Source organism: Kordiimonas aquimaris (assembly GCF_025574485.1).
Taxonomy (GTDB): Bacteria; Pseudomonadota; Alphaproteobacteria; order Sphingomonadales; family Kordiimonadaceae; genus Kordiimonas; species Kordiimonas aquimaris.
In genome coordinates, this window is the sequence record NZ_JAOBPO010000004.1 from 94,220 (window position 1) to 110,019 (window position 15,800).

15 protein-coding genes are annotated in these 15,800 nt (G+C 45.0%); 12 read left to right on the forward strand and 3 right to left on the reverse strand.

What is annotated here, in order from left to right; all coding sequences use genetic code 11:
• The first annotated feature begins 1 nt into the window (after nt 1).
• The 3 genes from OEU88_RS13495 to OEU88_RS13505 all read left to right on the forward strand — a co-directional run bounded on the left by OEU88_RS13495 (nt 2) and on the right by OEU88_RS13505 (nt 2,650).
• Nucleotides 2-1,510, forward strand: coding sequence for a TolC family protein (locus OEU88_RS13495; RefSeq protein WP_262695727.1), 1,509 nt, complete (start codon nt 2-4; stop codon nt 1,508-1,510).
• A 106-nt stretch (nt 1,511-1,616) separates the two neighbouring features.
• Nucleotides 1,617-1,832 carry a TIGR03643 family protein gene (locus OEU88_RS13500; RefSeq protein WP_262695728.1) on the forward strand — a complete coding sequence of 72 codons (216 nt, stop codon included), beginning with the start codon at nt 1,617-1,619 and terminating at the stop codon, nt 1,830-1,832.
• Nucleotides 1,833-1,927: 95 nt separating this feature from the next.
• Nucleotides 1,928-2,650: a DUF6134 family protein gene (locus OEU88_RS13505; protein WP_262695729.1), complete on the forward strand. Its 723-nt coding sequence runs from the start codon at nt 1,928-1,930 to the stop codon at nt 2,648-2,650.
• Between the two features lie 59 nt (nt 2,651-2,709).
• Here OEU88_RS13505 and speB read toward each other — a convergent pair whose 3' ends face one another.
• From speB to OEU88_RS13520, 3 genes are all read right to left on the reverse strand, one after another.
• Complete coding sequence (gene speB, locus OEU88_RS13510; protein WP_262695730.1) at nt 2,710-3,747, reverse strand: agmatinase; 1,038 nt, start codon at nt 3,745-3,747, stop codon at nt 2,710-2,712.
• Nucleotides 3,748-3,857: 110 nt separating this feature from the next.
• A complete protein-coding gene (ribB, locus tag OEU88_RS13515) occupies nt 3,858-5,009 on the reverse strand; it encodes a 3,4-dihydroxy-2-butanone-4-phosphate synthase (protein WP_262695731.1) in 1,152 nt (383 codons plus the stop codon).
• 190 nt (nt 5,010-5,199) lie between these two features.
• Nucleotides 5,200-6,297: a carbohydrate kinase family protein gene (locus tag OEU88_RS13520; protein WP_262695732.1), complete on the reverse strand. Its 1,098-nt coding sequence runs from the start codon at nt 6,295-6,297 to the stop codon at nt 5,200-5,202.
• Between the two features lie 120 nt (nt 6,298-6,417).
• On the opposite strand from OEU88_RS13520, the gene OEU88_RS13525 reads away from it, so the two are divergent.
• The 9 genes from OEU88_RS13525 to OEU88_RS13565 all read left to right on the forward strand — a co-directional run bounded on the left by OEU88_RS13525 (nt 6,418) and on the right by OEU88_RS13565 (nt 15,794).
• Entirely contained in the window at nt 6,418-7,410 is a 993-nt protein-coding gene (locus OEU88_RS13525) for a pyridoxal-phosphate dependent enzyme (protein ID WP_262695733.1), read from the forward strand.
• Nucleotides 7,411-7,424: 14 nt separating this feature from the next.
• Nucleotides 7,425-9,245, forward strand: a complete 1,821-nt coding sequence (locus OEU88_RS13530; protein WP_262695734.1) for a winged helix-turn-helix domain-containing protein — start codon at nt 7,425-7,427, stop codon at nt 9,243-9,245.
• A 123-nt stretch (nt 9,246-9,368) separates the two neighbouring features.
• Nucleotides 9,369-10,238, forward strand: a complete 870-nt coding sequence (locus OEU88_RS13535) for a hypothetical protein (RefSeq protein WP_262695735.1) — start codon at nt 9,369-9,371, stop codon at nt 10,236-10,238.
• A 62-nt stretch (nt 10,239-10,300) separates the two neighbouring features.
• On the forward strand, nt 10,301-11,167 hold the full coding sequence (locus tag OEU88_RS13540) for a hypothetical protein (protein WP_262695736.1): 867 nt from the start codon (nt 10,301-10,303) through the stop codon (nt 11,165-11,167).
• Nucleotides 11,168-11,306: 139 nt separating this feature from the next.
• A complete protein-coding gene (locus tag OEU88_RS13545; protein ID WP_262695737.1) occupies nt 11,307-11,888 on the forward strand; it encodes a hypothetical protein in 582 nt (193 codons plus the stop codon).
• 134 nt (nt 11,889-12,022) lie between these two features.
• Nucleotides 12,023-13,048: an ABC transporter ATP-binding protein gene (locus OEU88_RS13550; RefSeq protein WP_394805273.1), complete on the forward strand. Its 1,026-nt coding sequence runs from the start codon at nt 12,023-12,025 to the stop codon at nt 13,046-13,048.
• The gene (locus OEU88_RS13555; RefSeq protein WP_262695739.1) at nt 13,049-14,128 is read left to right on the forward strand and encodes an ABC transporter ATP-binding protein; all 1,080 of its coding nucleotides are present in this window, start codon (nt 13,049-13,051) and stop codon (nt 14,126-14,128) included.
• Nucleotides 14,128-14,997: a carbohydrate ABC transporter permease gene (locus OEU88_RS13560; protein ID WP_262695740.1), complete on the forward strand. Its 870-nt coding sequence runs from the start codon at nt 14,128-14,130 to the stop codon at nt 14,995-14,997. The genes OEU88_RS13555 and OEU88_RS13560 overlap by 1 nt, the downstream gene beginning before the upstream one ends.
• Nucleotides 14,994-15,794 (forward strand): carbohydrate ABC transporter permease, encoded by an 801-nt coding sequence (locus OEU88_RS13565; protein ID WP_262695741.1) that lies wholly within the window; start codon nt 14,994-14,996, stop codon nt 15,792-15,794. The genes OEU88_RS13560 and OEU88_RS13565 overlap by 4 nt, the downstream gene beginning before the upstream one ends.
• The last annotated feature ends 6 nt before the right edge of the window (nt 15,795-15,800 follow it).

Genomic DNA, 15,800 nt, shown 5'->3' on the forward strand with positions numbered 1-15,800 from the left:
GATGAAATTTTCATTTAAGCTTCTAATTGGTTTAGCCACGATAATGGGTACGCCCCTGACAGCAATTGGTCAGTCAAGCTCATTAGAAGACGAGCCGCTCTCATTAGTGCCTGTAGTTGAGGAAACATATCAGGCGCCAGCTGCCTCAAAAAAGCTGATGTTTTCTATGTTGCGGGCAAACGGAATTGGCACAACCTTAGAAGATGTTTTGCACTCAGTAGATGTTCACGCGCCTCAGATAATCCAGTTACAAAGTGATATTATTATTGCTGAAGCAAATGAACTTTCAGCATCTAGTGGTTTTGATCCGGTCATTGCTGCCAGATACAGTGGCCGTTTAACTGGTTTTTACGGTGGTCAGGTTGGAGACGTTGAAGTACAGCAACGTTTATCTGGTCTCAACGCGGAAGTTTATGGTGGCTACAGCATATCACAAGGTCGATTGCCTGTTTATGAGGACCAGTATCTTACAAATAATGACGGTGAATTCAGAGCAGGGGCCAGTATCGAACTGCTCCGCGGCCGAACAATTGACCCTGTAAGGCTACGATTAAGCAATGCGCGTTTAAAAGTAAATGAGGTAGTCCAGTCTGCTCAGTCAGAGACGATTAATATTAAATCAGATGCGGCTACAGCGTTTGTAAACTGGCTGTATGCAGAGCAAATTAGAGATGTTTATTTCGAGCTTTTCAGAATTGCAGAGATGCGTGTCGAAGATATTGAGAAATCAATTGCTGCGGGACAACTCGCTGAAATAACGCGAGATGAAAATCAGCAATTGTTGCTTACGCGTCAAAGTCAGCTTTTGAAAGCTGAACAAATCGTATTAGAGCAAAAAGCGCGTTTGGGCTTTTTCCTGCGCGATGATGATGGGGCAACTAAAATGCCAGTTGTTGGCGCAAATTCCATGGTGCCTCAGAACGACCCATACCACAGTGTTCCTGTAGCTGAGCTTGTGCAACGCATTCATGAAAGCCGGCCTGATATTGTAGCGCTGCAGTTGGATATGCAACAATTGCTTGCTGAGCAGCGATTAGCTGAAAATGATCAGCAACCGGACCTTACATTTAACTATGAAGTAAGGCGTGATTTTGGTCGAGGAGACGAAATCCGCGCGGGGACGGATCATAAGGTTGGTTTGGCGCTCCGGGTGCCATTGCAGTTTGCGCAAGCCCGTGGTCAAATTGCGGCGGCGCGTGCCAAGATAAAAGCTCTGAAAGCTGAAATTCGTATTAGAGAAGAACGTGCTGAACTTGCGCTTCATGCTAATCAGCAGGCGTTGACGATAACCGAGCAGCAACTTGTTATTGGTGCATCGGAAATTAAAGTGGCTGAAACATTACAGGTGGCTGAACAGTCGCGGTATTTGCAGGGAGCAAGTGACGTTTTTCGGCTTAATGCGCAAGAAACAGCGCTGGCAAACAGTAAGTTTCGTTTGCTGCAAGCGCAACGAGATCATGATACGTTATTGATTGAATATTATCGTATAACTGGGCAGTTTTGGTTCTAAGTTGGTGGTTTCTCATTATTTTCTTTAAATGCTAAAATATTATGACCTAATGCATAGTCTGCTTCGTATTTATTATTGTTCTTCGCTAATAAATACTTAGGTCAATATGAAAACCAAAGAAATCAGTGAAATTATCGACCTTGCTTGGGACGATCAGGCTTCTTTCGAAACGATCCTGAAACAGACAGGTATTACTGAAGCCGGTGTGATAAGAATCATGAGGCAAAACCTAAAACCAGCGAGTTTTCGTTTATGGCGCAAGCGAGTGAGTGGCCGAAAAACTAAACATGAAAAACTATTGAGGCCACTTAAGAGTATATAGGTTGATCTTATACGTATTTGTTCGAATGAACCAAACGGAATGCACCACGTAGAAAATAAAGTGGGTACTAATAAAGGTAATGGTGAGTACATTTAATGAGAAATTATCGACTTTTTTCAGTAATTTTACTGCTTATCACTGTTCATGTTTCCCCTGTTTTAGCATTAGAACCTACAATCATTGACCCAGAGCCAACATGCAGTGTTGCCGAAGGAGTAAATGAGTACGAAATTTTCCGTAAAGGAAAAGAAATCGGTACTCACCGTGTTTGTTTTGCAAAAATAAATGGCGAGTTTCACGTGATTGCTGAAACAAAAATGAAGGTGAAATTCCTGTTCATTACCGCGTATCGGTATTGGTATGTTTCAAAGGAAATATACCGTGACGGCGAACTAAAGAGCCTTAAAGCTTACATTGATGATAATGGCAAAAAATGGTCCACTGCGGCAGTGCGTAATGCTGGCGGATTCCATATCGAAACTGATGAGATTGAAAATCATATAACCCAGGAGCTTTTTACTACAAATCACTGGGATAAAAATGTGATTAATCATGAGCTTTTGTACAACACATTAACTGGTGAATTAAACGAGGTTTCGATCAATCCTTACATTGTTCCTGAAGGTGAGAACACCATTACACCCAGGAAACTCCAGTATGATGACGCTAACATATACAACGTGCGCGGTGAGCTGGACATTAATTCAATATACGGCACAGATGGCAATTGGCTTGGTATGTATTTTACTCATAAAGACGGAAGTCTTATTGAGTTCAGGTGTAAGGATTGCCGCAATACACCGCCATCAATATCATAGAAGTTTAAGCACTTAAGTAATACCTGAGATCGTTGGTCGGGTGTTACAAATGTGTTGTCTTATGCTTTGCGTTGCTTATGTGCCTCTGCGATCAGGCAAAATTCTTCAAATAGTAACTGAGCGCCTAATTGCGCGGTATTGCTTGTTGGGTCATACATAGGTGCAACCTCAACAACGTCGGCACCAATGACGTTCATGCCCATTAAGCCTCTTAAAAAATCAATGCCTTCGCGTGGTAGCAAGCCACCAACCTCCGGCGTTCCAGTGCCGGGTGCATAGGCCGGATCAAATCCGTCGACATCAATGGATACATACACTGGCATATCGCCGATTAGGTCACGGGTTTTGTCAATTAATGCAGGTACGCCCATTTTCATAAAGTCTTCAATATGAACAACCGTCATACCGGACTCGTATGAAAATTCCCAAATCACCTCACTTGCGCCGCGAATACCGATCTGAATTGTTTTTTCGGGGTCAAGTACACCGTCCAACACTGCCATGCGGAATGGACCACCGTGATGAAATTTCGAACCATCGAAAACGCCGCCTGTATCACAGTGTGCATCGATATGGATGAGTGCAACAGGTTCCTCAGCGCCTAATGCTTTGAGAATTGGGTAGGTGACCGAATGATCACCACCAACAGATAAGGGTATTATGCCTTTTGCTTTGATGTCTTTGTAGTAAGCCTCGATATCTTCCATGCTTTGATCAAGACTAAAGCGTGAGCGAAAGGGTACGTCGCCCACATCGGCAGCACGGCACATGGCTGATGGGATAACATCTGTTTGATGGTTATAAGGACCAATACGTTCTATATCACGCACAGCGCGTGGCCCTAAGCGGGCGCCTGGACGATTGGATACAGCGAGGTCCATTGGTATGCCAATTACAGCAACATCAAGGTTATCCATTGATTGTTGTTCAGGCAGGTCCATAAATGTGGAGATGCCGCTGTATGGTTTTGGTCGCGAGCCATCATGTTCATCGCCAGCAATCTGTTGGGCAATATCTTTGTATTTTTCGCTTTGATTATCGAAAACGCCTTTGCCATCATATTTTGCGCGCAAGCGATCGAGTTTGCTGCTGGTCATGATGCTGGTCTCCTGATTTTATGTATTAAAGCTTTCTCGCGTATAATGGCGTCAATATCATCACATAGCCGGTTGACGCAGGCAAATGTATTGTTGTCAGTACATGCTTATCAGGCTTCAACGAGAGGAATTTGATCAACAATCTCGAGGCCGAAGCTGTGAACGCCTGTGTAAACATATTCACTGCTTGCCAGAATACGCAATTTGCGTGCACCCAAATCCCGAATGATTTGTGAACCAATGCCGGTTTCGCGCCATGATTTGGTTGTACCGCCCTCAGAGGCTTTCTTGCGATGGTTTGCCACATCTTCTTTGGAAGGAAACACGCTTTGCGTGGCTTCATAATCCATCTGATTGCTAAGCATAACCAGAATGCCACACTCGGCTTCCATGATTGCCTGCATTGCCAGATCGAAACTATCTAATACTATGTCTGACTTGTACCCAATCAGATCAAGAATACCACGTAAACGGTGTACTCTTACCAATGTTGGTTTTTCCCTGTCTGGTGCACCTTTTACAAATGCCATATGCCGTGTGCCATCAATCGGCGAAATATATTGGACTGCGCGTAGTTTACCGTAACGCGTCTCTACGATGTCATCAGCGATGCGTTCGACAAGCTTGTCGCGTGCACGGCGGTATTCGATTAATTGGCCGATAGTGATAAATGGAATATTATGATCTTTGGAAAACTGAGCCAGTTCAGGCGTTTTCATCATAACGCCTTTATCATTCATCATTTCGCAAATTGCCGCGGCAGGCTTTATGCCTGACAATAATGATAGATCGACCGCAGCTTCGGTGTGACCCGCACGCATTAGTACACCACCAGGGCGTGCCATCAGCGGGAATATATGCCCAGGACGTAGAAAGTCCTCACCGGTCAGTGTTTCGTCTGCAAGTGCGCGAATTGTTGCTGCCCGGTCAGCTGCGGATACGCCAGTTGTGGTACCTGCTTTTGCATCAACTGTTACGGTAAACGCAGTGCCATGTGCATCGGTGTTTTTTTGCACCATTTGCTCTAATTCAAGCGCTTCGAGACGCTCTCCTTGCATAGGCACGCAAACAATACCTGTACTATGGCGCAGCAGGAATGCGATGTTTTCTTCAGTGGCAAATTCAGCGCCAATGATCAGATCGCCTTCGTTTTCGCGGTCTTCATTATCTGTTACAATAACAAAGCTACCCTTGGAAAACGCTTCTAACGCAGCATTGATGGATGCATATTCTACGTCTGTCGTTTTTGAAATATCTGTCATGGCTTACTCTTCCAGCGAATAATGCGATCTGATTATGCAGCCAGTATGGTTGGCGGCTATACTTGAAGCATGTGGTTCGATTTAGCGTTACGTCAAGCACAGTTGACGCTATGTTTTCGCATGCTTTAACCACGCAAATGAATAGCCCGCAAGGTTCTTTTGCTATGCTACCAATCATTGGATGCTGTCTTTATTTAACCGGCCACATCTGGATATCCTGGCAGACATCAATATCTTCGATATCTTTTCTATGCATCAGCCCTGTCATTGTATCTGTTTCAGTGACAACAGAGGCTGCGTTGGTATTGGCGCGTGTTAATGCTTTTTCAGGAGAAATCCCTGTGGCTAATTGCGCCGCAAGCGTGGATGCGAAAGCATCCCCAGCGCCTGCTGTGCCTTTCAGTTTCACTTTTCGAGGCGGTACATGATAGATGGTTTCACTGTTCATCAGATAGGCGCCGTCTGCGCCGTCTGTAACTGCAACATATGTAACGCCAGCACTTAAAATAGCATTTATTGTATCAACAAGGGATGCGGAAAGTGCGCCAACTTTTAACCCGGTTTTGAGAAGATTAGGTAAAGGTTTGTCACCGCTAGTAGCTGCGTGCGAGGTATGTTTGGTGATTTTATCGGCCAAATAAGGAAATAGCGCCAGTAGTTCCACTTTGTTGAGCGTAAGCAAGTTAACGTCGTTAATGACGCGCATGAAGTCTTCCGGCCGTGAGCTTAGCTGCCGAATACCTGGATTAGTGGCAATGAAAGAGCCTGCTAACCTTGCTTTTGATACAATTGAAGGGAAACAGTCTGCGCTGTCGTCTGAAAGTGGGGCAATATAAACAAGATCGCTGCCATTAAACGGTGCGTCGATAAGTATTTGCTCATTTAAACGCGTATTAGCCCCCCGATGTGTAAAGATTGCTGCATTATGGTCGTGTGCAGAAATCAATACCCCAATACCTGTATCATATCCGTCAATTGAGATTAATGTATTGGTGTTTACATTTTCTTCCAGCAAGCGCTCTTTGATCTTCTTGGCATTTAAGTCGCGCCCGGTAAGAGACAGTATGCGTGCAGAAACACCTTGCCGTGCCATTGAAACACTGACATTTGCAGCGCCACCACCAATGAATGTGCTGATTTTATCAGCTTCTATTTTACGGCCTTGCTCCAGCATCAAAAATGATGTTGTCGCGTTTTGCATGGTGACACGCTCGATTGCCTGGGATGCAATTGAAGTGATGATATCAATAGTTACACTGCCGAAAACAAGAGCGTTCAATGGTTTCACAGCTGTATTCCGATCTGGTTGGAGTGTTGCAATAAGCGAAAAGCTAGTTGCTTTTTAAGCGCTTTAAAAGCCATTCTGTTGCAAGGTAGTGCAAAGTGTACAACGCGAAAAGGGTAAGCAATGAAAAATACTGCCAATGGCCACAGCGCGGGCAAGCTTGTGTCAGATTCTGCAGTGCGGTCAGAAGCTGCACGTACAAGGATTAAGCCCTACATATATGAAACCCCTTTGTTACCTTCCCAGCAAAACTCTGCTGGCTGCAAAGGTGGTTTACATTTCAAGGCTGAAAATTTCCAGTTAACTGGCTCATTTAAAATTCGTGGCGCAACGTCAAAAATGACGTCCTTATCAGATAAGCAGCCTATCATTACTGCTTCGTCAGGTAACCACGGTATTGCTTGTGCCCGCGCAGCTACCGCTATTGGACAAGAGCTCACAATTGTGCTGCCGGAAACCGTTGCACGGGCAAAACTTGAAGCTATTCAGTCCATGGGCACAAACGTTGTGCTTTTTGGTGCAGAGTCAGGGCAGGCAGAGCTACATGCCCGAGCACTGGCGGAAGAAAAAGGCCATATCTATGTCTCGCCCTATAACGACAATGAAATTATTGCCGGGCAAGGTACCATTGGCCTTGAGCTGTTAGAGCAAGCCGATCATATCGATAATATCTTTATCTCCCTTGGCGGTGGTGGGCTCGTTAGTGGTATAGGTGCTGTTCTTAAGACGCACTCCCCTAAAACAAGAGTAATAGGGGTCGCTGCAGATCATTCTTGTGCTCTTGCTGCGTCAATCGCAGCTGGTAAAGTTGTTGAAACTGAACATAAACAAACCCTCGCTGATGGTGTGGCTGGCGGTGTTGACGAGGGCAGCCTGACATTGCCTCTGGCAATGTCTGTAATTGACCGTGTGGTTCATTGTTCGGAAGACCAGATTGCAAGTGCTGTAGGTGTGATGGCCAATTTAGAAAATCAACTTGTAGAAGGTGCGGCGGCTTTAGCATTAGCAGGTCTTACAGCTATACAGGAAGAATGTGAGGGTCAGGTAAATGTGGTGTTGCTATGTGGTGCAAATTACGACCATGATACAATATTGCCGCTGATAAACAAGAAATAAAAGTTAGAATGGGCATGGGAAAACGCATAATATTTGGTGACTTTTGTTTCGATAAAGAGAAGCTTGAGCTATGGCGAAACGGTGAAAGTGTGCCGCTTAAACTTCAACCTGCACGCTTGTTGTTGGTTCTGCTTGAAAATGCACCGAAGACAGTCTCCCGGCAGGATATACAAGACCGGATATGGGATAATGGTACAACGGTTGAGTTTGAGCATGGCCTGAACGCTTGTGTTAACCAACTACGTGCCGCACTTGGTGATACAGCCCGTGACCCCAAGTTCATTAAAACATTACCTAAACGCGGGTATCAATTTGTTGCTGATGTAACAATAGATGGCTCTAAGAAATCGGATGTATTTAATCATGGATACACGGCACTTGTTGCATGTGGGCTGCTGGTGATTGCTGGTTTATTTTATTGGATGCAGGATACACCGAAGCTTACGCGTATTTATGTTGCACCTGTGGTGATTGAGGGAGATGCACACCGCGAACTGGATAGTATCGTTCAATATGCTCTGCGGTTAGGGACTGTTGACCGGCTTGCAAGTGAAAACCTTGAGATTATACAAACATTAAATGGTGTCAGTTTATGGAAAGATCTCGACCCAAGCATGTCGCAGTTAAACATTGATTATAGCTTGTTTATCAGTGTTTCGCCCCAGCCTTCAGGGTCATATCAGTTAGACGCAAATGTGATCAATGCAAAAGCAGGCACCATATTTGATCATCAAATCTTTCGCGCCGATACGCTGGATGTGAAAAGCTTGTCTGATCTGTCTGATCAGATTGCACGGTGGTCTGCGAAGTTGTTTGGCTCTAATGCTACTCAGATGCCGCAGCCCTATGAAGAACATTTGCCTGCCTATTATGATGCGATGGTGCGTGCGCAGCGTGCATTTCAAATTGGTGACCCTGAAACACTTAAAGATAGTCTGAAGTGGTTTGATACGGCATTAAGCCTGAGTGCTAATTCTGTTGATGCCAAAGGAGGCAAGGCATTAACACTGGCATTGCTTGCTGGGCGGGAAGGGTTTCCTGTTGCTGATACATATACGCAAGCATTAACTTTGACGGAAGAGATCAGGATAGCAGCTGGCCCAACGGTGCATTCTGAATTAGTGCGTGGATTTATTTTCCTTTATCATGACTGGGATATTGAACGTTCGAAGCGTGCATTTGATATTGCGGTGGAATTAGCACCGGGTAACGCTGTTGTTCATTCCTGGCGTGCTGCCACATTAGCTGCTGCTGGTGATGCAACTGCTGCAGCAAGTGCAGCAGATATTGCGGTACAGCTTGACCCGCTATCTATGTCGATAACGTCAGATCGATGTTGGTATCTGGGTGCTGCAAAGCGAAATACAGAAGCTGTAACAGCGTGTAACTGGGTGCTGGAGTTATCGCCAGGGCATAATTGGGCGCAGATTGGTTTGGTTGCTGCGCTGGAAAGGTTAGGGCGACACGGCGAAGCTCTTGATATACTTATGTCTATTCTACCGAGTATGACCGAGCACAAAAAAGAAGCGGATACTGATAAATTAGACATTGATGCGTACACTGATAATAAAGCTGCTTACCGAGCTATTTTTTGTGAGATAGCAGAGAGATTGAAACCTCGTGTTGAAGCTGGCCAGTTTCCGTCTGCGCAAATGGCGGCATTTATGGCCCAATGCGGGCAATATGACCAGACTGCACATTTTCTAGAACAAGCAATGCGTGGTGGAGAGTCCGGTGTGCTTTTTTATCAGGTTGACCCAAGGTTTGATGAATTTAGGGAAGATCCAATATCAAAGAATGTCGATATGACGATCAAAAAACGAGGTATTCTTTGATTTTTGATTATTTGTTCAAGCATTAAATGTTTTTTTGAGGTTTTTTGAGAACGAATGACTTCGTTTATATAGTCATGTAAGTCAGCATTTCTGTGGATCTAATACACCACGGAAAGAACTCTTATGATCTCAAGTCAGGCAACCTCACGTATTACTGTTTTTAGTTTTATGCTTAGTCTAGTGCTTTGTACAAGTTTCAATGCTCAGACCTTGGCTGTTGTGCAATACCCTGAAAACCATAAGGATGTCTGTTATCAAACACAGGCTTGCTATAGCGTTCCTGTCGGTTCGAGCGATGTCAATTCTGATCGTCTAAAGCCTTATTCAGCAAAATGGACACAATTAGTAAGAGACGAGGGTCAATTCGTCAGCACGCCAGTGGTTTTTGAAGAAACATTATCACTGGATGAAGACGGCAATTGGTTGCATACGCAAACGGTGACAACAGGCGGCGTACTGAATGGTAGTGGTATACGTACCTTGGATAGGCAAACATTAGAAGTTCTAAGCTTAGAGTTGTTGTTCCAAAACCCGGCAGAAGGTCAGCCATCAAAAGTGTACTACGATCTTACTGAAACGGAGTTTGCGGCTGACGTAACATTTGCTGACGGGCGGAAGCAAAAAGGCCAAAGTCGCTTCAAAGCTATTCCAATGTTTGATGGTCAAATCGCGGGCGTAACAATTGCAGCACTACCATTAAAGCAGGGCTATTCAGCGACGCTACCGATGATTATTCCTAATTTAGGTGTTTACTGGATTGAGGTAACCGTTGTTAGCAGGCGGAAGATAGCTGCTGGGCAACGTAGTGATATTGATGTCTGGGAAGTGGAAGCTCATTGGTTGAATCTGACGGACGGCGATATATACCCTTCCGGTCGTGATGGGTCGGGCGGTGTGTATTATATTGCCGCAATTCCTGAGCCTGGCATGCCGCATGTAATTGAATATGCAAACGACACAAGTGTTATTTCTTGGGACGGTATTATTCGCTGATTCAAGCTGATGCCTCCAAGTTACGTTCCATTGATTTTCGTTCATAAATAAGGACTATTTCTATGAGATTAGAATTTTTCCATACTTTCAGAAATGCAGTATTCATGTCTTGGATTGTTGTTTGTGGGGTAGGTAACGTTGCATCGGCGCAAACGCGGCTTTCAATAGAAAACTTCGCCAACGCAGAAGAATGGCCAGTGTATTCTGCAGGTGAGATTAAGTTGAACAACGACAAGATCGGAAACTTTCGCGTTGCTTATGATGGCATTTTTCAGTCGCCTGAAGGGCCACTCAAACTTGCTACATATATTGATGTATCGGATGTAATGTACAAAGGCATTCCGGCACAATGGATGCAGTGGTCGTTTACGAGCGAAGAAGAAGGCGGAGATGGTGTACCCAATCTGGATTTGCTGATCATGGACAAGAAAACAGGTGGTTTACGGTTTCGCATGTTACCAGCAGGTCAAGGCAGTGACGAATGGGACCATTTATACAACTTTATCGGCGTTAGCTCGGAAGCGATGAAAAGAACGGTATTCCTGGAAGATGGTTCTGCACAAACAGAAAAGGTAAAAATTGATAATTCAGTCTTTGATTTTGGAGGATTGCCTTTTGTGCTGCCCTTTATGGATTTGAAGCCGGGTCAAGGTATGCGCCTCAATGCGTATCAGCAATCGGGTGCGGGTGGTATTCAATTTTTGGATGTTAAAGTTATTGGGCCTGCAGAAGTTGTCGATACAAAAGGCGCCCGCTATAATGTACTGGAAGTGCAAACCGCAGCACCCAGCCGCACTTCCATAATCAGCTTCTATGTTTCCGATAAGGCTCCATATTTTTATGGATGGGATTACCGTAAGGTTGAAGATGGTACATCGCTTTTTAAGATGATTTACCGTGGATATGTGCGAACAGAGATCGCCAGTTAAACTTGTTTTGGTTGTTGAGCCCTTCCTTACTATTTGAAAGTAAAAAAGAATTTATTTTTTATATTTTCATGATGCCTGTTTCTATCTTTGTCGGTGATATATTTCTAGTAGATGGAAAATATATTAGGAAGGCTCTTTCATGCCCTTAAAGAATACGGCTGCTTTTATAACATTATTGACATTAGGTTTTGCCGATGCAGCATTCGGTATCGCGAAAGCTGGTCCGTATGACCCTAGTGAAAATCATCCGTATGGCCGACCTAATCCTGAACAAAAGGATGCAGAAGCGCGAGTGTTTGATCAGTTTATCGGGACATACAATTGCACGCAAAAACGCACTAATCCGCAAACAAAGCAGATTACAGAATCTGAGGCTACATGGACTTGGGAATACGATATGAACGGATACGCTGTCCGTGATAAATTCAGATACGGCGAAGCAGCGCCTGTCAGCCAGCGGTTTTATAACCCTTCAACCAAACAATGGCATGTATGGTATTTTCTTGGGCAGCAGTTCTATTATGCAGGTGAGTGGATTGGCGGTGGAAAAGATGATCGTTTGATATTCGAACAAAAATATAAGGACGCCGATGGTGAAGAAACTCTTAGTCGCCTTGAGTTTTTTAACATAACAGACACAAGTTATAACTGGCACAGTACCAACATTATTGAAAAAACAGGCGAAATATCTATCGATTGGGAAATTGCGTGTAAACGATAACCGATTGATCCTTGCCTCAAACCCTTCTAGCGTTAGCTTATAGCTAACGCAGTATTCTGCAAAAGCAGGTAGAGAGAAGGGGAGACCTTGTGGCGCTTGAACTATCAGATATCAATGTTCAGGTAGGTAATGAAATGCATCTCTCTGATGTATCTGCCACTTTTGATATTGGTTCGTTTAATGTTCTTCTTGGTCCTACTGCGTCAGGCAAAACGACATTAATGCGCATTATGGCAGGCCTGGATGTACCAACCTCGGGTAGCATCGTTATTAATGGTTCCGACCTTACCGGTATTCCTGTGCGAAAGCGCAGTGTTGCCTTTGTTTATCAGCAATTCATTAACTATCCCGGTATGACGGTTTTTGATAACATTGCCTCGCCTCTAAAGGTTGCCGGCGTGTCGCGCTCAGATATTGCGGCTCGCGTTGAAAAGATAGCAAGCTTAATGGGATTGATGCCAATGTTGTCACGTAAGCCGCTTGAGCTTTCAGGTGGTCAGCAACAGCGTGTTGCGCTTGCTCGCGCGTTGGTTCGTGAAGCCGAGTTGGTGTTGTTGGATGAACCGCTGGCAAATCTTGACTATAAGCTGCGTGAAGAATTGCGCGCTGAGTTGCCTAAGCTTTTCAAGGAAACAGGCTCTATTGTTGTTTATGCGACAACTGAGCCCGAGGAAGCGCTTATGCTAGGCGGGCAAACTATACTGTTGCATGAGGGGAGATTGCTGCAAGTCGGCACAACGCCCGAGGTATATCGCACACCAAGAACAATACAGGCCGCACAAACTTTTTCCGACCCTCCGTTAAATACGGCTTGGGTGAAACGTTCCGGGTTCGTATCGAAAATAGATGATATTGATACTACGTACGAAAGTGCCGATGTGTTGGCTGACGGCACATACCAGATTGGTTTTCGTGCACACCACCTTATGCTGCAAAAACCGCATGATAATGCGTTAAAGATAAAGGCTGTTGTTGTTACAACCGAGATAACAGGCTCTGAGACATTTCTGCATATCAATGCATCCGGTTTGCAGTGGACTGCGCTTGTGCACGGTGTGCATCATTATAGTGCCGGTGATAGTGTTTCCGTGTATGTGGACCCAAGGAATTTTCTGACTTTTGATGCGTCGGGTGAAGCCTGTATGATAGAGGCGGCATAAATGGCAGCAATACACCTTAAAAATGTTGCTCACTCTTATATTGAGTCGCCAAAGAGCCAGGCGGATTTTGCTCTTAAACAACTGGACCATGTTTGGGAGGACGGCGGAGCGTACGCGCTTTTGGGACCATCAGGGTGTGGTAAGACAACACTTCTCAATATTATTTCTGGTCTTCTAAAGCCAAGCGAAGGGTGTGTACTTTTCGGTGAAGAGGACGTTACAGAAACTGACACGTCGCAGCGTAATATTGCACAGGTTTTTCAGTTTCCGGTTATCTATGACACGATGACTGTGCGTGAAAACCTTGCGTTTCCTCTGCGAAATCGTGGTGTACCTGTAAAAGAGATTATCAAACGCGTTGACGAAGTCGCGGGTATGCTCGGCCTTGGTGATCAGCTCGATAATCGTGCTTCTGGGCTCTCCGCTGATATGAAACAAATCATTTCTCTGGGTCGAGGCCTTGTGCGGTCTGATGTGAACGCTATTTTGTTTGATGAACCGCTAACAGTTATTGACCCTCATATGAAATGGGTACTTCGAACCAAGCTAAAGGAATTACACCGGCAGTTTGGGTTCACCATGGTTTATGTCACGCATGACCAGACTGAAGCGCTTACGTTCGCTGACAAAGTTGTTGTTATGCATGATGGCGAAGTTGTGCAAATAGGGACACCTGAAGAACTGTTTGCCAAGCCTGCACATACGTTTGTCGGTTATTTTATAGGATCGCCAGGTATGAATGTTTTACCTGCAAAAGTGGACGGTAATGATGCAGTTATAGACACTATGACAATCAAGCTTACTCAAAGTTATGGTGCGCTTAGCGGGGATGTTGAAATTGGTATCCGACCAGAGTTTTTGAAGCTTGTACCGGCCGACAAAAGTGACATACATGTGCACATCAACTCTATTGAAGATGTCGGGCGACATAAAATTGCCCGATGTCAACTCGGTGAGCAAACTCTTGCTGTCGTTGTTCCTGAAAATGAACATGTGCCTATTGGTACTATGGGCATCAAGTTTGATCCGGCGCATACGCATGTATATCAAAATAGCCGATTGATTGAGGGAGTCAGCTAATGCAGCGCAAGGTCAATCAAAAAGCATGGTTTTTAGTACTTCCGGTGTTTCTTCTTGTTGCATTTTCGGCTGTTATTCCATTGATGACTGTAGTGAACTATTCGGTACAAGACAGCTTTGGCAACAATGAATTTTTCTGGGTTGGCAGTGAGTGGTTTGTTGAAATTCTGAACTCTGATCGTTTTCATGATGCATTAGGTAGACAGCTGTTATTCTCGGGCATTATTCTTGCCATAGAAATTCCGCTTGGTATTTGGGTGGCACTATCGATGCCGCGGCGTGGTTGGGGCGCTTCTGTGTGCCTTGTTTTGATGGCTTTGCCGCTACTTATTCCCTGGAATGTGGTGGGTACCATATGGCAGATTTTTGCCCGTGCAGATATTGGTCTTCTTGGCCATACACTGGCGGCGATGGGTATTGATTATAATTATACACAATCATCTTTGTCTGCCTGGATTACCGTCATTGTGATGGATGTTTGGCACTGGACCAGTTTGGTCGTATTGCTTTGCTATGCAGGCCTGTGTTCTATACCGGACGCCTACTATCAGGCGGCTAAAATTGATGGCGCATCGCGCTGGGCTGTGTTCCGGTACATACAGTTGCCAAAAATGCAGCGGGTGCTGTTGATTGCGGTCTTGTTGCGCTTTATGGACAGCTTCATGATTTATACCGAGCCATTTGTGGTAACAGGTGGCGGTCCTGGTAATGCGACTACATTCCTGTCGATTGATCTGGTCAAGATGGCGATTGGTCAATTTGACCTCGGACCGGCAGCGGCTTTCTCGTTGGTATACTTCCTTATAGTTTTGTTGCTGAGTTGGGTGTTTTATACGGTTATGACAGCGCGTGACGGAGCTGAAGCATGATTAAGAGTATTCGCATAACACCCATGCTTTACATCATCTTCCTGATGCTACCATTGTATTGGTTGCTGACGATGGCGCTGAAAACTAACACTGAAATACTAAGCGGATTTTCCTTGTGGCCCAAGGAGCCGACGCTTGCCAATTTCAAAACTATATTAACCGATGCAAGCTGGTATTCAGGGTACATCAACTCCACGATTTATGTGGTCTTGAACACTATCATTTCTATCTCGGTTGCACTGCCAGCCGCTTACGCTTTTTCTCGCTACCGGTTTATGGGCGACAAACATCTGTTCTTCTGGTTACTCAGTAATCGCATGGCACCGCCTGCGGTGTTTGTGCTGCCTTTCTTCCAGCTTTATAGTTCCATTGGCTTATTCGACACGCACATTGCTGTGGCGTTGGCGCATTGCTTGTTCAACGTACCACTTGCTGTATGGATACTTGAGGGCTTCATGTCGGGTGTGCCGAAGGAAATTGACGAAACCGCACAAATTGATGGTTACAGTTTTGGTTCATTTTTTGTGCGTATCTTTATGCCGCTTATTGGTTCAGGTATCGGCGTGGCAGCCTTCTTTTGCTTTATGTTCAGTTGGGTTGAGCTACTGATTGCGCGCACACTCACAAGCGTGGACGCAAAACCTATCGCGGCTGTGATGACACGCACGGTTTCTGCATCTGGCCTGGATTGGGGTGTTCTGGCTGCCGCAGGTGTGCTCACGATCGTGCCTGGCGCTATCGTTATTTGGTTTGTTCGAAATCATATCGCCAAGGGTTTTGCCCTTGGGCGAGTATAGGAGCCA